This window comes from Sporichthyaceae bacterium (genome assembly GCA_036493475.1).
Classification (GTDB): Bacteria; Actinomycetota; Actinomycetes; order Sporichthyales; family Sporichthyaceae; genus DASQPJ01.
This window is the reverse complement of the sequence record DASXPS010000161.1, coordinates 1-18,970: the sequence shown is the minus strand read 5'-3', so window position 1 is coordinate 18,970 and position 18,970 is coordinate 1. Positions and strand designations below refer to the sequence as shown.

Genomic DNA, 18,970 nt, shown 5'->3' with positions numbered 1-18,970 from the left:
TACCGGAGCCCGACGTTACGCGCTCGGGCCGGCGCACGCCGCCCTGGCCGGTGCGGTGGGCGGCGAACTCACCACGCGCGGCGCCTCGAGGGGGCGGCCCGCCGAGCCTGACGCAGCGTCAGCGACCCTTGGCGTCCACCCGGCCGGTACGCGGGCCCTTGCCGACGATGTTGATCGCCTTCACCCGGTAGTAGTACCGCTTGTGGTGCTTGGCCTTGGTGTCCGTCCACGAGCAACTCGAGGTGGTGCACGTGACGGTCCGGTACGAGCCCTGGTGTGACTTCGAGGTGCCCCGGTAGATGCGGTAGGTCCGCACCACGGCACCGCCGTCGCTCTTGGGCGCCTTCCAGGACAGCTTGACGCCCTTGCGGTGCGCCATGTGTGCCTCGAGCTTGCGCGCCTCGCCGGGCAGCTTCGGCGCCGGTGGCAGACTGGTGATGCCGACAGCGCCACAGACCAAGTCGGTGTCCAAGCCGTTCTCGATGTACTGCGCGAGGCGCACCGGCGCACCGGTGAACGAACTCGCGCAGGCCGTTTGCGGACTCTTCGACCCCGCGGGCACCCACAGCGGCAATGACTCCAACGGGAACTTCGGACTGAACAGCGGCTGCCAGGCGAGCTTGTAGGCCGCGGCGGTGGTCGTGGCGTAGTTGGCGGTGATTTCCTTCCACGACGTCGCGGTGGAGTAGATCCCGACCTCGTCCACGCCATGACTGCGCAACGAGTCCACCGCGCCCTGCAGATCAGCGGCGTTGGCGACCGGGTCATCCGACCAACTGTTCTCCCGCTCCACGTCCAGCCACCAGGTGCGCCCGGAGATCGGCACCCCGGCGGCCTGCGCCGTGGCGATCGAGTCGGCCGCCGCCATCCAGCCGTAGTCGTAGGCACACCCGATGTCCGTGCCGCCGGAATTGTGCATGCACAACGCGGGCGAGCGGGCACCCTCGGTCGGCCGGTGCGCGCCGGCCGCGCCGGGGTTGCCGGTGTTGATGTACAGCCCGGTGGCGTAGACGTGGTCGCTCATCGCCGCGTACTGCTGCGCCAGGCACTTGTTCGGGGCAAATGCCAGGCCACCGTTCACCCCGACGATGCCGAAGGCGCCGGCCGACGGCAGGGCGCGACCACACTGCGGGTGAGAGACGTCGTAGCCCACCGAACCCGCCGGCGCCACCGCCACGGCGGCGGCCGCGGGAGCGGCGCTCGCGAGAATTACCCCAACGGTCGGCGTGGACAGCGCCACCGACGCGACCCCCACCAGAACTCGACGTGCCATACCCATATTTGTGCACCCCCCAGTGCCTCAGCCCCGACATCGCGGCCTTAACACCATCACACAGGTCGCGACGCCGGGGCCGATGATCACGCAATCCACATCCCGCCGCGTCCGGAGTTCAGATCGGACTGGGAAACCTCTCAGCCAGAAAAGCGAAGGGAAACACGCGATGTCGCGCTAACCGCGGGTGAACCACCGATTTACCCGTTCCTTGTGCCGTCTGACGGGTTTGCAAGAGGGCGCTGTGAAAGTGCTGGACATATGGCGATTCGTCTTTTCCGCCCCGGTCGTCGAACCCACACTGAGGCTTGTCCGGATCCCATAAAGGAAATGACTGGCCGTCAGATATGACCCAAGTCTCCCAGGCGCTGGTGGGCGAACACCCCGCACCGCGCGCTGCCCACCGTCCTGCCATTCGGCTGGAGGGCGTCCGCAAGACCTACGGCGAGGGCGAGATGGCCGTGCATGCCATTGCCCACGTTGATCTCAGCGTCAGCCGCGGCGAGTACGTGGCCATCATGGGCGCGTCGGGGTCCGGCAAGTCCACGCTGATGAACATCGTCGGCTGCCTGGACGCCCCGACCACCGGCCGCTACCTGTTGGACGGTGTCGACGTGCGTCGGCTGGACGACAGTCAGTTGTCCGTGGTGCGCAACCGGAAGATCGGTTTCATTTTCCAGAGCTTCAATCTGATCCCGCGCACCACCGCCCTGAGCAATGTGGAACTGCCTCTCGTGTACGCGCGGATGGACCGCAAGGAACGCCGCGAACGGGCCATGGACGCGTTGAACAAGGTGGGGTTGTCCCAGCGGCGTGGCCACCTGCCCTCGGAGTTGTCCGGTGGTCAGCAGCAACGTGTCGCAGTCGCCCGGGCCATCGTCACCGACCCCGTGTTACTCCTCGCCGACGAACCGACCGGCGCGCTGGACTCGCAGAGCACCGCGGACGTGTTGGACCTGTTCGACGAGTTGGCCGGTCAGGGGCGCACCATCATGGTGATCACCCACGAGCACGAGGTGGGCAACCGAGCCCGGCGGCTGACGGTCATGCGCGACGGCCGCATCATCTCCGACGAGTTCACCCGATGAGGGCCAAGGAGAGCTTCCGCTTCGCCTGGCGTGGCATCGCTGCCAACAAAATGCGCTCGGTGTTGACGATGCTCGGCATCATCATCGGCGTCGCCTCCGTCATCACCCTGGTCGCGGTGGGTACCGGTTCGCAGGCCGCGGTCCAGGCCTCCATCGACCGGCTCGGCTCCAACACGCTGACCGTCATCGCGATGCCCACCGGGGGCGGCGGACGCGGCAGCGCCTTCCGCTCGCGCCTGCGGCACGCCCTCGGGCTGAAGAACAACACGGACAACGGCACCCACACCCGCGCGTCGCAGATCAGTCAGGCGGACGCCGATGCCCTCGCGGACCCGACGCGGCTACCCGACGTGCTGAGCGTGGCCCCGATCGTGGCGGTCCGCTCGGTGGCGGCCACCGTGGGCACCTCGTCGCACACCGTGCAATCGCTCACCGGCAGCACCGCCAACTATCTGCAGGTCAACAACGACGTGGTGAGCGCCGGGATGCCGTTTACCGATCAGGATGTGACTCTGCATCATCATTTGTTGCTGGTCGGCACCAGCGTGGCGCAGGATCTGACCCAGGGCGACGTCAATGACCTCGTCGGCCAGAACGTGCGGCTCAACGGCCAACAGTTCACCGTCAGCGGCATTCTGGGCAGCAAGGGCTACTCGGGACAGCAGGATCTCGACGACCGCGTGATCGCACCGATCACCGCGGTGCAGGACACGCTGTACGGCTACAACCCCGGTACCGGAGAGCTGACCGGCATTGCCGTTTTGGCCGCGACCGGACGGGTGCAGCAGGCGCAGCGCGAGGTGCAGAGCATGATGGACCAGCTGCATCACGTCTCCGCCGCGAACACCGATGTGATCGTGTTCAACTCGGCCTCGGTGCTCGACGCGTCCTCCTCGTCGAACCACACGTTGACGATCCTGCTCGCCGCCGTGGCCGGAATCTCCTTGCTGGTGGGCGGTATCGGGGTGATGAACATCATGTTGGTGTCGGTCACCGAACGCACGCGGGAGATCGGGATCCGCAAGGCGATCGGCGCCGATCCACGGGACATCATCGGGCAGTTCCTCGGTGAGGCAGTTATCCTCAGCCTGCTCGGCGGGATGATCGGCGTCGGCTTCGGGATGATCGCCTCGCGGTTCGAGATTGCCGGGGTGGAGCCGGTGATCGCCCCGTATTCCATCTATCTCTCGTTGGGGGTTTCGCTGCTCACCGGGTTGTTCTTCGGCCTGTACCCGGCCAGCCGGGCCGCATCCCTGCGGCCGATCGAGGCCCTGCGCTACGAGTGATCCTGATTGCCCGTCACAAAAGAGAGGCCGCCGTCCATGGCTGATCGATCCACTCTGTCCGAGATGCCCGACGATGTGCCGCAGACCCCGAAGCTACAGCTGATCTCGCAGTTGACGGAGCGATCGACGTGGCGTCCGGCGCTGCTCAGCGCCGACGCGTGGGACGACACCGTGCCGCCGCCGACCCGGGCGACGCGGCTGGCCGGTTCCACCCGGATAATGCTGGCCGGGTTCCTGGTGATCCTCGGGTTCCTGGCCGGGGTGGCGGCGCAGAAGCACCACGACGCCGGTTACCTGTCCCCCGACGCGGTGGCCCGGATCACGCTGAACTCCACGGCTGCCCAGCCGGCGAATTCCGCGTCCACCTCCCAGGTGGCGCACACCACGGTGCCCAACGCGCAGTAGGGGCTCCGGCAATAGGGTGTGCCCCGTGAGCGACGCCCCGATCTGGACCCCGTCCGCGCAGCGCATGGCCGACTCGCGGCTGCGGGAATACCTGGACTGGCTGGCTATCCGGGAGAGCCGGGACTTCCCGGACCACCAAACGTTCTGGGCCTGGTCGACCGCCGAGATCGAACGTTTCTGGACCTCCATCGCCGACTACTTCGAGCTGGAGTCCTCCGCCCCGCACACCGCGGTACTCACCGAGGGCGTCATGCCGGACGTGCACTGGTTCCCGGGTGCCCGGCTGAACTGGGCGCAGCACATGCTGCGCCACGGCGACTCCGAGGAACCGGCGTTGATCTGTTGCCGGGAGGGCACTGACGCGGATCGCCACGTCAGCTGGACACAGCTGCGTCGCGACGTCGCCGCCGCGGCCGGCTGGCTGCGCCGGGCAGGCGTCCGGCCCGGTGATCGGGTCGCGGCCTACCTGCCCAATACCGAGCACGCGCTGATCGCCTGCCTGGCCAGTGCGGCCGTGGGCGCGATGTGGGCGTGCTGCGCACCGGACTTCGGTGCCGACGGCACCATCGGGCGACTCGCCCAGTTGGAGCCCACGGTGCTCATCGCCACCGATGGCTACCACTGGAACGGCAAGGACGTCGACCGCCGCGACGTGGCGGCCACCCTGCGGGACCGGCTGCCCACGGTGCGCCATGCAGTCGCGCTGCCCTACGTGTTCGGCGAGCCGGCCCCGGCCGGCTGGCTGGAGTGGGAGGAGCTGCTCGCCACCGGGGCGCCGCTGGAATTCGAACAGGTCGAGTTCTCCCACCCGCTGTGGGCGCTGTTCACCTCGGGCACCACCGGCCTACCCAAGGGCCTGGTGCACGGGCACGGCGGTGTCCTGCTGGAGCACCTCAAATGGGGCGGGCTGTACGCCGGGCTGCGGCCCGGCGAGCGCGCCTTCAGCGCCACCTCCACCGGCTGGGTTTTGTGGAACATCCTCACCGCCGCCCTGCTGCAGGGCGCCACCATGGTGCTCTACGAGGGCAGCCCCGGTTACCCGGACACCGGCGCAGTATGGGAGGTGACCGCGCGCACCCGCAGCGTGGTGTTCTTCCTGGGCGCGGCGCTGGTCACCGCGACGCAGAACGCCGGCATCTCGCCACGCGCGCGCTACGACATGTCCGGGCTGCGCACGCTGATGGTCAGCGGTTCGGCGCTGCCCACCGACGGCTACCGCTGGGTACTGGAGGAGATTTCGCCCGACGTGCGGATGGATTCCACCAGCGGCGGCACCGATGTGTGCGGCGCCTTCGTCGGCGGCAACGACCTGTTGCCGGTGTGGGCCGGGCGCATCTCCGGGTCACTGGCCGGGGCGGCCACCGCGTCTTGGGACGACGACGGCAAGCCGCTGGTCGGCGAGGTCGGCGAACTGGTGATCACCGAGCCGATGCCGTCCATGCCGCTGTACCTGTGGAACGACCCGGACGGCGCGCGCTACCGCGACTCCTACTTCGACACCTGGCCCGGCGTGTGGCGGCACGGGGACTGGACCACCATGAACCCGGACGGGTCAGTGGTCATCCACGGCCGCTCGGACGCCACGTTGAACCGGCAGGGTGTGCGACTGGGCAGCAGCGACTTCTACGACGTGCTGGAGAGCCTGCCGCAGATCGCCGAGACCCTGGTGGTCGGTATCGACCTGCCCGAGGGCGGCTACTGGCTCGGACTGTTCGTGGTGCCGGCGGCCGGCCAGGAGGTTGACGACGACCTGCGCACACTGATCAGCACCACATTGCGCACTCGTCTGACGCCCCGTCATATCCCTGATGAAATCGTGGCCGCGCCCGCGGTACCGCACACGCTGACCGGCAAGCGGTTGGAGGTGCCGGTGAAGAAGCTGATGACCGGCACCCCGCTGGAGAAGGCGGCCAACCTGGCCGCCGTGGACTCCCCCGACGCGGTGCGCTGGTACGCCGAGTTCGCCCAGCGCCGCCGGCTCAGCTGAGTCTGGCGCGCAACCAGTTCGTCGATTCGTCCATCGCGGCACGACCCAGGCTGAGCAGGCTGAAAAAGTTCCAGAAGCCATGGATGGCGCCGTCGTAACGGGAGACCGTGACGGGCACCCCGGCCCCCTGCAGTGCCGCGGCGTAGTCCTCGCCGTCGTCACACAGCGGGTCGAACTCCGCGGTGATCACCAGCGCCGGTGGTAGGCCGGTCAGGTCCTTGGCCAACGCCGGGGAGACCGTGACCATCGAGGCCTCGCCGGGGTCGGACAGGTAGCAGTTCAAAAACCACGCCATGTCCGCGGCGGTGAGGAAGTAGCCCTCGGCGTTGGCCAGCATCGACGGGGTGGGATCACCCGCCAACCGGCACGCCGGGTACACCAACAGTTGCGCGACCAGCGCCGGGCCGTCGTGGTCCCGCATGCGCTGCGCCATCACCGCGGACAGGTTGCCGCCGGCGCTCTCCCCGCCCACCGCCAGCCGGTTCGGGTCCCCACCCAACGACTCGGCGTTCGCGGCCACCCAGCGCAACGCGGCGTCGCAGTCCTCCACGGCGGCGGGGAACGGGTGCTCCGGTGCAAGTCGGTAGTCCACCGCGACCACCACGCACTGGGCATCGGCCGCGATCTGGCGGCACACGCCGTCGTGGGTATTGATATCCCCGAGCACAAACCCGCCGCCGTGGAAGAAGCACAGCAGGCCGAACGGCCCGTCGCCCACCGGACGATAAATCCGCACCGGCACCTGCCCGGCCGGACCGTCGATGGTGCGGTTGGACACCTCGGCCAGCGTCGCGGTACTGCGCCCGCCCATCGCGCACAGCATGGCGAGTTGGCTACGGGCAGCGCCCACCCCCAATTCGGAAAGCGGCTTGTTGTTCATGGTGGCGACCTGCGCCAGCACGGCAGCGATCTGCGGATCCAGGGGCATGGCCGGTGAGACTACAGGCGAGGATCACTCAGCCAGGCGCGGTCGGCTGCGCGTAGCCTGCCAGACCCACCGCGGCGGCCAGCGTGATGCCGAAGCCCACCACGGCGGGCAACGCCATACCGGACCGCGTCGAGTCCCCGAGCCAGTGCAGCCCGACGCTCGCGGGCAACACCGTCTCCACCGCGAACACCACCGCCGTCACTGCGGTGACCGCACCGCGCTCCAGGGCCGCGGCGAACACCCAGGCCCCCAGCACGCCGTAGCCGACCACGGACCAGGCCAACGGCTTGCCGACGAGATGCCACCACGGGTGCGGCACCATCACCCCCCGTGCGGCGATGGCGACCCCGCTGAAGGCGCTCCCGGCGACCGCGGCCAGCATGGCCGGGGCGTGGGAGCCCGCATGCGGTGCGAGCAACGCGGATACCAACGTGGGCGCCAGCAGGATCAGCACCACCCACCCGAAGGTGGAGCCGGGATCGGCGGAACTCTCCGGGCGGGCGCTGATCGCGAGCAACACCACGCCGGCGCCCAACGCGAACAACGCGACCACATCCCGGCCGGACAACCGCAACGCGAGCAGCCGGGTGGCCAGCAGCGCGGTGATGCCCACGCCGGCCGCCGCGGCCGCCTGCACCAGAAACAACGGTAGGTGCCGCAGGGCGAGCAGTGAGGCGAGAAAACCGGCACCGTCGAGCGCAAGGCCCGCCAGATAAGGCAACTGACGCAGCATCCGAACCAGCAGGCCGGGGTCCAGACCGGCCGAAGGCGCACCGGACCGGACCCCGATCGCCTGCAGCACCGACGCCGTGCCGTAGCAGACCGCCATCACTGCGGCCGCCAGCACGGCCAGGATCGTCACGTCAGGATTCTGCCGTTACCGCGCGGCCCGCCACACCCGGGCCGCGCGGTGACGGGAGGGCCGTCAGCCCTTGGGCATCGGCTTGGTGGTCGGCTTGGGCTTGGCCAGCGGCTTGTGCATCAACGGCTTGTGCAGGGTCTTGTGCATGAGCGGCTTGTGCACCAGCGCCTTGTTGTCGCCGGTCTTGGGCGCCGGGTTGTCGATGGCGATGGACGACTTGGGCGCGGGGGCCTTGGTCGGCTTGGGCTTCGCCACCGGGTTGCTGGCCACAATGGCCTTCGGGGCCGGCTTCTTGGTCGGCGCCGGCTTCGGGGCCGGGTTGCTGATCGCCACCGACGACTTCGGCGCCGGGGCCTTGGTCGGCTTCGGCTTGGCCAACGGCTTCACTGCGGGCTTCTGCGTGGTCGCGTGCGTGCCCGTAGCCGGAGGCGGGTTGGTCGCCGCGCTTGCCGCCACCGGAGCAGCCATACCGAGGCCACACGCCACAGTCGCAGCCAGCACGACTCGGCTCATTCGAACGTTTCGAATCATCACATTCCCCTTAACGGTTGCCAGACAACGCAGGCGATACAAGCGAGCCGCGCCATAAGGGGGGAGTGCAACACGGTTAAGCCAGGGCAAACGCGCCAACGTTCACCGACGCCTAACCTGACCGCCGCGCAAGTGACCCGTGGCCACCCCGCAGTTGTCACATGCTGTTCGCAGCCAATCTCTTCTTCAATTCCACGATCGGCACTACCGGAGTGGGATCGATGCCCTGGGCAATCGCCAGGTACACCGAGGCGAAGTCCAACAACCCGATCAGGCTGGCCAACCGCACCAGGCGATGATTGCCACGCGCGGTGACCTGCTGCACGGACAGGCCGGCGTCGGCGGCCAGCTTCATCGACTCCACCGCGCGTTGCGCGAGCCGGGCGTCCTGCACCGCATCCCGCAGGATCACCGGGTGCAGACGGACGGCGCCGCAACCACCGAACGGCCCGTCAAAGGCCACCACCTGGTTGTGGTGTGGCTCGGACAGGGCGCCGACCACGGCCGGCATCTTGGCGTTCTCCGCGAGTTGATTCGCGAAGCGCAACGCCGCCACCGCGGCCACCTCGGAGAACCCCCACACCACGGGCAGCCCACCGAGTAGCGCCACGGCCAGTGATTTCGCCGGGTTGGTCGCCGCGGGGACCTCCGGCGCGCACTCCGCGGCGATGCCGTCGAGCATGTCTGCCGTCTCGGCCAATGCGGCCCGCCCGGTGGCGGCCAGGCCCAGTGCATCGGCTGCTACCAACAACGGCGTGGCCAGTCCCCACAGACAGGCACGCGGTTGGCGGCCCTCGGCGTCCACCGGCAGGTGCACGCCACCGGCCTGCATGCCGGCCGTGGCCAACGGCGAATCGTCCGCGCCCACGGTGAGCACCCGGATGCCGCGTCGCTCCGCCTCGGCCACCGCGGACAGCGTCTCCTCGGTGCTCCCCGAACAGGACACCGCCGCCACCAGGTCCTGGGCGTCGGCCCAAGCGGGCAGGCCGTAACCCCGGTGCACCAACACCGGCACCCGGCCCAGCGTCCCGGCCACCACGGCCAGCACATCGCCGGCGCACGCCGAACCGCCCATGCCGGCCACCACGACGCTGCGCGGTTGCTCGTCGGGCTCCAGATCGTCCAGCGCCATCCGACTGAGCTCGGCCACCCCGGTGCGGATCTGGTCACCGGCCCCGGCCACGGCAGCCAACATGCCGCCGGGGTCGGCGGCGCGGATCGCTGCCGGATCGTCCAGCACGGTGGCCGCCGCAGTCGCAGAGCCGGTGACAGCGGAGACACCTTCGGCAGGCGACACGGCTACTCCTCGGCGGACGGATGTCGGTGATGCCATGGTCGGACGACAGTAGGCCCGCGGCAAGCATGCCGCGGGCCTACGAACGTTCTGTCCGGGTCAGCCGGCGCTTCCGCAGTTACCGACCACGGTGATCAATGCGTGCGACTCCATCCCGCTGGACTGACCGATACCGGTCAGGGTGTGCGCGCCGCAGGCCGCCGAACCGGGCACCCGGAACAACAGCGAGCCGTCGCCCACTGAGTCGGTGCGCACATTGAACACCAGGGTGGAGTCCATCATGCCGTTCACATCCTCGCCGGGCTGGTAACCGGAAACCGAGACCGCAATGGTCTCCCCCGCCGCCGGGCTGTTGCTACTCACTGCCACGCTCGAGCTCGTCTCGTAGGGCGCAGCCATGGCGGTGCCACCGCCCAGGGCCGCCGCCGCGACGAACGTCGCAACGAAAACGCCAGTCTTCCGTCCGGGCATCACGAGAATTCCTTCCCCTATCGCGCTGTGCGCCGTGACGTCCCCCGCCACTGCCGTTCACCGTAAAGAACCAACACCCTTGATCCCAGGCTCGCTCGTCACCAGTTCGGCGTGAGGAACGCGCAGGTGGAAAACGGGGATCCAGCCGATTTCCGGGCACTCCCGGACCATCCACCCGACGGTAGGTTCAAGGCCATGACTGACCTGTCGAACTACATCACCGTGGTGGCTGCCGACCACGGTCTGTCGATCGTGTCCACCTCCCGCGCCGACGGCACCATCCAGTCCTCGTTGGTGAATTCCGGGGTGATCAATCACCCGATCACCGGCGAGCAGGTGGTCGCCTACGTGGCGGTGGGCGGCGCGAAGAAATTGGCGAACCTGCGCGAGCGGCCGCGGATGACGATCGCCGTGCGCGGCGGCTGGGAGTGGTCGGCGGTGGAGGGGAACGCCGAGCTGATCGGTCCGGACGACCCGCGCGAGGGCGTGGACGCGGATCGGCAGCGGGTGTTGCTGCGGGAGATCTTTCAGGCGGCCGGCGGCACCCACGAGGACTGGGACACCTACGACCGGGTGATGCGCGAGGAAGGACGCACCGCGGTGCTCATCGCCCCGCAGCGGTCCTACCCCGCCACCCGGTTCCGTTGACGGACCGCGGCATGCGGTTGCTGGACCTCACCCATCCGATCCGCACCGGCATGCCGGTGTGGCCGGGCGATCCGCCGGTGGAACTGCGGCCTGCCGCGCGCATCGCCACCCATGGCTACAACCTGCTCGAGCTGCACCTGGGATCGCAGAGCGGCACCCATGTGGAGGCGCCGTACCACGTCGACGATGCGCTACCCCGACTCGACGAACTACCGCTGCATCGGTTCGTCGGTGCGGCGGTGGTGGCCGACCTGCGCGGGTTGCCGGAGAGCACGCCGATCGGCCCCGATCACCTCGGCGCGGTGCGTAATCGACTGGCGCCGGGTGTGGTGCTGCTGCTGTGCACCGGATGGTCGGCGTATTGGGGGAGCGAGCGTTATGCCGCGCACCCGTGGTTGGACCCGGCGGCGGCCGAGTTGGTGGTGACCGCCGGGGTACGCACGGTGGGCATCGACGCGTCCAGCATCGACGCCACCGACGCGCCGACACTGCCCTCCCACCATGTGCTGGCCGCGGCCCACGCGGTGATCACGGAGAACCTAACCGGGTTGGCCGATCTGCTCGCCGCCCCGGCCACCGTGTGGTTGCTGCCGTTGGCACTTGAACACGCCGAGGGCTCGCCGGTACGCGCCGTGGCGCACCTCGCCCGATCAGAATGACGCGGTGACACGTTTGCCACGGACGATGACCTTGGCGGCGGAACCCGCGGCGGGCGCGGACCTGGCCGCCAACCGGCCCGGCGCTCTGAGTGCGCAGCGGGCCCGGGAGCTGACCCGGGCCGCGCCGGTCGGGGCCCGGATGCACCACGCACTACGCCGCACCGACCCGCTGGGCACGCTGCGCGGGGTGGCCGATGCCGAGCAGCGGGTGGGGTTGGCACTCGATCGGCTTGATCCGTCCTGGCGGGTGCTGCACTCGGTGCCGATCGGACCGGCCCATCCGGTGATCTCGCATCTGGTCATCGGATCCGGCGGGGTGTTCACGCTGTTGTCCCGTCGACATCGACGATGGCGGCGCGACGCGGCGTCGCTGGACCGGGTGGTCGCGATGGTGGATCGCGACGAGCTGTACATCGACGGCCTCGCGTTGCCCTACCTGCCGCAGGCACGGGCGCAGGCCTGGCGCGCGGCCCGGGCATTGTCCGCGGCGATCGATGAACCCGTGCACGTGCGCCCGGCGGTGGTGCTGGTCGGATGCGACGACGTGCGCTTCCACGCCCTCCCGGACGGCGTCGAGGTGCTCACCCGGGCCCGGCTGGTGCGCAGGCTGACCGCGTTCCCGCCGGTGCTGACCGCCGCGCAGGTCGAACAGCGTCACGAGACCGCGCGGGCCGGTGCCACCTGGGCCGATGCACCCTGGAGTACCTGATCGGGGTCAGCCGCCGGGGATGAACAGGTCGATACGGGTTGGCTGGTCGGGCGCCACGTATGCGGTGACCACGCCCTGGTTGTTGAAGGTCTTGTAGTAGGTCGCGCCGTCCCGATTGAACCGGGCCTGGATCACCACCGGCTGCTGCGACGGGGTGCGCATGGAGAAGCCGATGTCGTAGCGCCCGACCAGCATCGGCTTCCAGTCGGTGCATTCGTCGAAGCTGCCTGCGAGGTCGTCCTCGCGCACCGAGGGGCCGTCGGCGTAGACGTCGAAGACGTAACCGGTGTGGTTACAGATCACCAAGGTGCCCTCGGTCGCCGCTTTCTTGGCCTTGGCCGCCTTCTTGGCCCTCGCCGCTTTCTTGGCCTTGGCGCCGTTGACCTCTTGCGCCTTGACCTTGGGCTCGGGTGGATGCGCGGCACTGCCGGCCGACGCGGCACTCGCCGCGGTCGCCGGTACCAGCGTGAGAACAGCTGCGGTGAGAACCGCAGCAGCCCCCCGGGTCCTGCGCATCGTGCTCTCTTTCGGTTCTCTCACTCCAGAACTGCAGCCGATCGGCCGGGTCGACCACGAAGGGTCGACCCGGCCGCCGGTTCGATGGTGCTCAGGCGCGCGGGATGTACAGGTCGACGCGGGTGAGCTCGTCGCGACCAACGTTGGTGGTGACGATGCCCTGGCCGTTGAAGACCTTGTAGAAGACGTGGTCCTCACGCTTGAAGCGGGCCTGGATGATCACGTTCGCCTGCGAGGGCACCCGCAGCGCGAAGCCGATGTCGTACTTGCCGGTCAGCACGCGTGCCCAGTCGGTGCACTCGTCGAAGGAACCGGCCAGGTCGTCCTCGCGGATCGAGGGGCCGTCGGCGAACACGTCGAACATGTAGCCGCTGTGGTTGCAGATGACGATCTCGCCGCGGGGCGGCGGGGCCGGCGCGGCCGGCTTCGGGCCGTGGTCGCCCATCTGGGCGGCCATGGCGGACGGGCCGGTCACGGCGAGGGCGGCGGTGGCGCAAGCAACCGCGCCGATGCGGGCGATCTGGCGCATGGGAACTCTCTCTTTCGTATGGCTTTCGACGCAGAAGGTCGAAAACGGGCATTTTTCGCTCGGCCATTTCATGTACTGCTGCAAACTTTGTAAAGGGCTTCCCATATACCCGTCAAGGAGTCCTATGACATCTACTACGCACCCGACGGGGTGACATTGCGGAATGGGTTCCGATCGGCGGGATCGGGGCTCGAACCGCTTTACCTTGGCTTCCAATCGCCGGGGGAATGGCGATTACCACACGCGCCGCCCCGACGGAACGCGATTACTCCGACGGGGGTCCTGGCGCTGTGAGAAATGCACGAGCCGGGCCGACCCATTGGGCCTGCCCGGCTCGTGAGGTGAATTCCTGCGGTGCGTACTAGGCGCGCGGAATGTACAGGTCGACGCGAGTCAGCTCGCCGTAGCCAACGTTGGTGTGAACGACGCCCTGGCCGTTGAAGACCTTGTAGAAGACGTGGTCGTCACGCTTGAAGCGGGCCTGGATGATCACGTTCGACTGCGAGGGCACCCGCAGCGCGAAACCGATGTCGTAACCGCCGGTCAGCACGCGTGCCCAGTCGGTGCACTCGTCGAACGAACCGGCCAGGTCGTCCTCACGGATCGAGGGGCCGTCGGCGTAGACATCGAACATGTAGCCACTGTGGTTGCAGATCACGATCTCGCCACGCGGCGGGCCACCGGCCGTAGCGGCGTGGGCGGCGGAAGCGGGCAAACAAACGGCGGACGCAGCGGCGGCGGCGAATACGACCGCACCAGCGCGGGTCATCTTGCTCATCGAATGCTCTCTCTCTGTATGGCTTTCCCGACGCCAACGTCGGTGGCGGGCAAATCTGGCTCGGTCGCTTCTTGGTCTTACGCTTAAGTTTCTAAAGGCAAGGCCAGTGGATCGTCAAGGCTCACAACAAGCACTACTTAGAATGTCTGGCGTCATATTGGCGGAATGACAATTACCAGACCGCACACCCTCGGTAGTCGAACACTGACTCACGGTATCAGCAGAGTGCCCGGATATGCACTCAATGTCTGTTTCAAGAGGCCCTCACGAGTGCCTTGGCGAGTCAAAGAATGGTCTCTAACATCCTCGTCATCACGGCTGTTCTCTCCGGGGATCGTCAAACCCGCACCGAACGGGCGTGGGTGCGGAGGGGTCGGGGCGGCGCATGGCCCGGCCCCTTCGACACGTTTCGGGGGGCATAAAAAAGCGGGCAGTCGGACCCCTTGATAAAAGGGGCCCCGACTGCCCGTTCTCGCTGCTACGACCTCAGCGGCCCGCTGTGTCGCTGACCGGCGTCGCGGTGGACGTGGCGTCCTGCGCGTGGCGGTAGGCGTACACCGCACCGCCACCCATCAGCACACCCAACGCGGTCGCGGCGATCACCACGCGCCAACCCGCCGTCTTGGCCCGGTGCCTGCCGTTGCGCTGTTGCTGCTCGACGTCCATGCCGACCTCCGCTCCGGGCGCCCCGTCAGGGACGACCACGGCCAGCGTGCCCCGCGGTGGTCAAGGCCTGCATCGGCACAACGGCCGGCTCGATGGGGACGTTCGGCCGAGTTCTCAGCGGTCCGCCGTATTGCGCAGCACCAGCACCGCAATGTCATCGCGCGGCGGTTCGGCGGAAAAGGCGACCACGTTCTCCCGGATTCGGGCGGCGACCGAACCAGCGGAGTGACCGACCAGCCCACGCAACACCCGCCGCAGCCGCCGGGTGCCGTACATCTCGGTCCCGTGCCGGCGTTCGGTGACGCCGTCGGTGCAGAAAACCAATGTCTCGCCGGGGGTGAGGCTGAACCGCGTCTCGGTCACCTCGAACTCGGTGAGCAAGCCGACCGCGGTGCCCGTCTCGCCCACCGAGGCGGTGGTGCCGTCCGCGCGCAGCAGCACCGGGCGGTCGTGTCCGGCCAGGCACAGGGTCACATCGAGTAACCGCTCACCGCCGGGCGACTCCCGCCGGGTGACCAACGCGGCCGCGACTGTGGCATATCTATCCGTCTGCGCGGCCAGCAGGGTGCGGTTGAGCGAGGACAGGATGCGCGGCAAGGTGCGGTTCTCGGCGGCCAGGGCGCGCATCACGTCACGAACCACTCCGGTGACCGCCGCAGCCTGGGTGCCCTTGCCGCACACGTCACCGATGCACACCAGCCAACGGTTGCGGCGCAGCGCGAGCACGTCGTAAAAATCACCGCCGACCTCCACCCCGGAGCTGGCCGGTACGTATTCCGCGCCGAACTCGGCGCCGGCCACCACCGGTAGCTGGGTGGGCAGCAACGCCCGCTGCAGGTCCTGCGCGATCTGATTGCGCTCGGCGTGTGCCTGCGCGTTGTCCAGCGCCAGTGACGCGCGCCGGGCCAGGTCCTCCAGCACCGCGATGTCCTCACCGGTGTGCATGCGGTCCGGTTGCCGACCCACGGACAGCGTGCCGAGCAATCGGCCGCGCGCGGCCAGCGGCACCGCGACGCCCTCCAGGGGTCCGACCAGGGCGCTGGTCTCCCCGGTCGCGACCACCTCGGCCAATCGGGCGGCCAGATCGCGGTCCATGTCCGCACCCAGCGCGTTCTGCAGCGCGGTCAGTTGCTCCTCGTCAACGTGCGCAACGCTGGCCAACTGCAGACCCGCGGCGCTCGCGGACCGGGCGCCCAGCACATGGACCGCACACCATTGCCCCAACCGGGGCACCGCCAGCTGGGGCACCAACGCCACGGTGAGGTCCACGTCCAACGAGTTGGCCAACAGCTCACTGGCCTCGGCCAGGAATGCCAGCGCACCGCGCCGCCGCCGCTCCTCCGTGTGCAGCCGCTCGGCATCAATGCTGATGGCCATGCGCTGCGCGGACAGCCCGGCCAACTCCGGCCAGTACTTCCCCGGCCCGGCGCCCGGCGACGGATGCAGCACCAAGGAGGCGCGCCACGGCCGGGCCACCGGCACGGGCACCGTGAGACCGTGCGCCCGGGGGGCCGACGGGCCCTGTTCGGCGGAGCGGTAGCCCGCCAGGCGCGCTCGACCGCGCTCATCGTCCTGGTCCAGCCATACCGTGCCGGTGGCCGCTCCGGTCACCTCGCAGAGCCGGGTGAGCAGCTCCGAGACCAGCGCGGGCATGCTCAGCCGGTCGCGCAGACCTTCCGGGACGTGCACCAACCAGGACCAGGCGGCGGCGGGTACCTCTTCGTCGGCCGCCCGGGCGACCGGCAGGCGCGGCTGCGACTCGGTTGGGGCGCCCGGCGCCGGGTCGATCGCGGGCCCGAGTCGGAACCACACGCTCTTGCCGCCCGGATGATGGGTGGTGCCCCACGCCGTGGCCAACTGATCCACGAGAAACAGCCCCCGGCCCCGTTCCGCCAGATCGGCGATGGCGTCGCCCGATTGGGTGTCCGCCGAATCGGTGATGGAAATGTTGCCCACCGGGGAGTGAGCCGGCATTTCCCCGGGTAAGGGCCGGGAACCCACCCCGGCCCCCATCGGTCCGGACTGCTGATCGGAGACCGTCACCGTGACGCCGTGCTCGTCGGCCTGCACCTCGATGTCGACGGCAGTGCCGGCGTGCACGACGCCGTTCGTGGAGAGCTCACTGACCAGCAGCAACGCGGAATCCAGGGCGTCCGAACGGCCACCCGCGGCGAGCACCTGGCGAACCAGGGCGCGGGCCGCGGCCGGCGAGCGATCGTCGGCCGGCAAGCGAAGCCGGCGGTGGGTGCGCCGCGACATGTTCAGATTCTGGCGGAATCCCTGCCCTGTAGGGCAATCCGCCCCGACGCGCCATCGGGCTACCCCAATGTTCAGGTTGGCGGGGCAAGATGGCCTCTCCGCGACAGTCGAGTCCCGCCACCCTTGCGAGGTCCAGCGATGACGATGGTCGAGCCCGAGATCACCCCCACCGACACCGGTGCGAACACCGGCGCCGGGGTTCCGGGGCAGGATCCCGGCCGCGTCGAGGACAGCCTGCTCAACGAGCTGATGGAGGCGCTCGGCCAGGTGGCCGACGGCGACTTCGGGGTGCGGCTACGGCGGCGCGAGGGTCGGCTGGGCGAGGTGTCCACCCGATTCAACGAGGTGGCCCGCCAGTTGGAGAACCAGTCGGTGGCCATCCACAAGATCTCCCAGGTGGTCGGCCGCGAGGGCCGCACTACCGAGCGGTTGATGGAAGAGCCGCTGCGCGGTACCTGGATGACCAACGCCCGCGCGATCAACGAACTGATCGACGACCTGACCCGCCCGGTCATCGAGATCGCCCGGGTCATCGCGGCGGTGGCCGAGGGCGACCTGTCCCAGCACCTGGAGCTGGAGATCGAGGAACGCCCGTTGCGCGGTGAGTTCCGCACCATCGGGCGCACCGTGAACAAAATGGTGGACCAGCTGTCCTCCTTCGCCGACGAGGTCACCCGCGTCGCGCGTGAGGTCGGCACCGACGGCAAGCTCGGTGGCCAGGCGGACGTGCGCGGGGTGTCCGGCACCTGGCGCGACCTCACCGACTCGGTGAACCTGATGGCCTCGAACCTGACCAGCCAGGTGCGATCCATCTCCAAGACGGCCACCGCGATCGCGCAGGGCGACCTGTCGCAGTCCATCACCGTGTCCGCGCGCGGCGAGGTGGCCGAGCTCGCGGACACCATTAACTCGTTGACCGCGACGCTGCGGATCTTCGCCGACCAGGTATCCACGGTGGCCCGCGAGGTCGGCACCGAGGGCAAGCTCGGCGGTCAGGCCGAGGTGCCCGGCGTGGCCGGTACCTGGAAGGACCTGACCGACAACGTCAACTTCATGGCGTCCAACCTGACCGACCAGGTCCGCAACATCGCCCATGTGGCGACCGCGGTGGCCTCCGGTGACCTCTCGCAGAAAATCACCGTGCAGGCGCAGGGCGAGATCCTGGAGCTGAAGAACACCATCAACACGATGGTCGACCAGCTGTCCTCCTTCGCCGACGAGGTCACCCGCGTCGCCCGCGAGGTCGGCACCGAAGGACGACTGGGTGGCCAGGCGCAGGTGACCGGTGTGTCCGGTACCTGGCGTGACCTGACCGAGAACGTGAACCACCTGGCGTCCAACCTGACCAACCAGGTCCGCAACATCGCGCAGGTGACCACGGCCGTGGCCCGCGGTGACCTGTCGCAGAAGATCACCGTCGACGCGCGCGGGGAAATCCTGGAGCTGAAGTCCACGATCAACACGATGGTCGACCAGCTGTCCTCCTTCGCCGACGAGGTCACCCGGGTGGCCCGCGAGGTCGGCACCGAGGGAAAGCTCGGCGGTCAGGCCCAGGTGCGCGGTGTCTCCGGTACCTGGCGCGACCTGACCGACAACGTGAACTCGATGGCGTCGAACCTGACCAACCAGGTACGTAACATCGCGACGGTGTCCACGGCCGTGGCCCGTGGCGACCTGTCGCAGAAGATCACCGTCGACGCGCGCGGGGAAATCCTCGAGCTCAAGTCCACGGTGAACACGATGGTGGACCAGCTGTCCTCCTTCGCCGACGAGGTCACCCGCGTCGCCCGCGAGGTCGGCACCGAGGGAAAGCTCGGCGGTCAGGCTCAGGTGCGTGGCGTTGAGGGCACCTGGCGCGACCTCACCGACAACGTGAACTTCATGGCGTCCAACCTGACCAACCAGGTTCGTAACATCGCCCACGTCGGGACCGCCGTCGCCCGTGGCGACCTGTCGCAGAAGATCACCGTCGACGCGCAGGGCGAGATCCTGGAGCTGAAGAACACCATCAACACGATGGTCGACCAGCTGTCCTCCTTCGCCGACGAGGTCACCCGCGTCGCCCGCGAGGTCGGCACCGA

19 protein-coding genes are annotated in these 18,970 nt (G+C 68.8%); 8 read left to right on the top strand and 11 right to left on the bottom strand.

Going from position 1 to position 18,970, the window contains the following annotated elements:
* Positions 1–118 precede the first annotated feature (118 nt).
* Positions 119–1,273, bottom strand: coding sequence for a hypothetical protein (locus VGJ14_16445; protein ID HEY2834019.1), 1,155 nt, complete (start codon positions 1,271–1,273; stop codon positions 119–121).
* A 347-nt stretch (positions 1,274–1,620) separates the two neighbouring features.
* On the opposite strand from VGJ14_16445, the gene VGJ14_16440 reads away from it, so the two are divergent.
* From VGJ14_16440 to VGJ14_16425, 4 genes are all read left to right on the top strand, one after another.
* Positions 1,621–2,361 (top strand): ABC transporter ATP-binding protein, encoded by a 741-nt coding sequence (locus VGJ14_16440; GenBank protein ID HEY2834018.1) that lies wholly within the window; start codon positions 1,621–1,623, stop codon positions 2,359–2,361.
* Positions 2,358–3,647, top strand: coding sequence for an ABC transporter permease (locus VGJ14_16435; GenBank protein ID HEY2834017.1), 1,290 nt, complete (start codon positions 2,358–2,360; stop codon positions 3,645–3,647). Before VGJ14_16440 ends, VGJ14_16435 begins: the two co-directional genes overlap by 4 nt.
* A gap of 63 nt (positions 3,648–3,710) precedes the next feature.
* Entirely contained in the window at positions 3,711–4,052 is a 342-nt protein-coding gene (locus VGJ14_16430; protein ID HEY2834016.1) for a hypothetical protein, read from the top strand.
* A gap of 25 nt (positions 4,053–4,077) precedes the next feature.
* Positions 4,078–6,039, top strand: a complete 1,962-nt coding sequence (locus VGJ14_16425; protein HEY2834015.1) for an acetoacetate--CoA ligase — start codon at positions 4,078–4,080, stop codon at positions 6,037–6,039.
* On the opposite strand, the gene VGJ14_16420 is transcribed toward VGJ14_16425, so the two are convergent.
* The 5 genes from VGJ14_16420 to VGJ14_16400 form a co-directional block, all read right to left on the bottom strand.
* Positions 6,032–6,967 (bottom strand): alpha/beta hydrolase, encoded by a 936-nt coding sequence (locus tag VGJ14_16420; GenBank protein HEY2834014.1) that lies wholly within the window; start codon positions 6,965–6,967, stop codon positions 6,032–6,034. The two genes, VGJ14_16425 and VGJ14_16420, sit on opposite strands and share 8 nt — an antisense overlap.
* 28 nt (positions 6,968–6,995) lie before the next feature.
* Positions 6,996–7,829 (bottom strand): hypothetical protein, encoded by an 834-nt coding sequence (locus VGJ14_16415; GenBank protein HEY2834013.1) that lies wholly within the window; start codon positions 7,827–7,829, stop codon positions 6,996–6,998.
* Between the two features lie 63 nt (positions 7,830–7,892).
* The gene (locus VGJ14_16410; GenBank protein ID HEY2834012.1) at positions 7,893–8,330 is read right to left on the bottom strand and encodes a hypothetical protein; all 438 of its coding nucleotides are present in this window, start codon (positions 8,328–8,330) and stop codon (positions 7,893–7,895) included.
* Positions 8,331–8,517: 187 nt separating this feature from the next.
* Positions 8,518–9,657 carry an SIS domain-containing protein gene (locus tag VGJ14_16405; protein HEY2834011.1) on the bottom strand — a complete coding sequence of 380 codons (1,140 nt, stop codon included), beginning with the start codon at positions 9,655–9,657 and terminating at the stop codon, positions 8,518–8,520.
* 96 nt (positions 9,658–9,753) lie between these two features.
* Complete coding sequence (locus tag VGJ14_16400) at positions 9,754–10,125, bottom strand: hypothetical protein (GenBank protein ID HEY2834010.1); 372 nt, start codon at positions 10,123–10,125, stop codon at positions 9,754–9,756.
* Positions 10,126–10,320: 195 nt separating this feature from the next.
* On the opposite strand from VGJ14_16400, the gene VGJ14_16395 reads away from it, so the two are divergent.
* From VGJ14_16395 to VGJ14_16385, 3 genes are read left to right on the top strand one after another with little or no spacing between them, the layout of a single operon-like run.
* The gene (locus tag VGJ14_16395; protein HEY2834009.1) at positions 10,321–10,773 is read left to right on the top strand and encodes a pyridoxamine 5'-phosphate oxidase family protein; all 453 of its coding nucleotides are present in this window, start codon (positions 10,321–10,323) and stop codon (positions 10,771–10,773) included.
* Between the two features lie 11 nt (positions 10,774–10,784).
* Positions 10,785–11,432, top strand: a complete 648-nt coding sequence (locus VGJ14_16390) for a cyclase family protein (protein ID HEY2834008.1) — start codon at positions 10,785–10,787, stop codon at positions 11,430–11,432.
* Between the two features lie 25 nt (positions 11,433–11,457).
* Positions 11,458–12,141 carry a nuclease-related domain-containing protein gene (locus VGJ14_16385; GenBank protein HEY2834007.1) on the top strand — a complete coding sequence of 228 codons (684 nt, stop codon included), beginning with the start codon at positions 11,458–11,460 and terminating at the stop codon, positions 12,139–12,141.
* 6 nt (positions 12,142–12,147) lie between these two features.
* On the opposite strand, the gene VGJ14_16380 is transcribed toward VGJ14_16385, so the two are convergent.
* From VGJ14_16380 to VGJ14_16360, 5 genes are all read right to left on the bottom strand, one after another.
* A complete protein-coding gene (locus VGJ14_16380; GenBank protein ID HEY2834006.1) occupies positions 12,148–12,657 on the bottom strand; it encodes a hypothetical protein in 510 nt (169 codons plus the stop codon).
* Between the two features lie 91 nt (positions 12,658–12,748).
* Positions 12,749–13,186, bottom strand: a complete 438-nt coding sequence (locus tag VGJ14_16375) for a hypothetical protein (protein HEY2834005.1) — start codon at positions 13,184–13,186, stop codon at positions 12,749–12,751.
* A 361-nt stretch (positions 13,187–13,547) separates the two neighbouring features.
* Positions 13,548–13,964 carry a hypothetical protein gene (locus tag VGJ14_16370; GenBank protein HEY2834004.1) on the bottom strand — a complete coding sequence of 139 codons (417 nt, stop codon included), beginning with the start codon at positions 13,962–13,964 and terminating at the stop codon, positions 13,548–13,550.
* 486 nt (positions 13,965–14,450) lie between these two features.
* A complete protein-coding gene (locus VGJ14_16365; protein ID HEY2834003.1) occupies positions 14,451–14,630 on the bottom strand; it encodes a hypothetical protein in 180 nt (59 codons plus the stop codon).
* Between the two features lie 114 nt (positions 14,631–14,744).
* Positions 14,745–16,889 (bottom strand): SpoIIE family protein phosphatase, encoded by a 2,145-nt coding sequence (locus tag VGJ14_16360; protein HEY2834002.1) that lies wholly within the window; start codon positions 16,887–16,889, stop codon positions 14,745–14,747.
* Positions 16,890–17,027: 138 nt separating this feature from the next.
* On the opposite strand from VGJ14_16360, the gene VGJ14_16355 reads away from it, so the two are divergent.
* Positions 17,028–18,970 (top strand): HAMP domain-containing protein (locus tag VGJ14_16355; GenBank protein HEY2834001.1); only part of this gene is annotated, 1,943 nt, incomplete at its 3' end.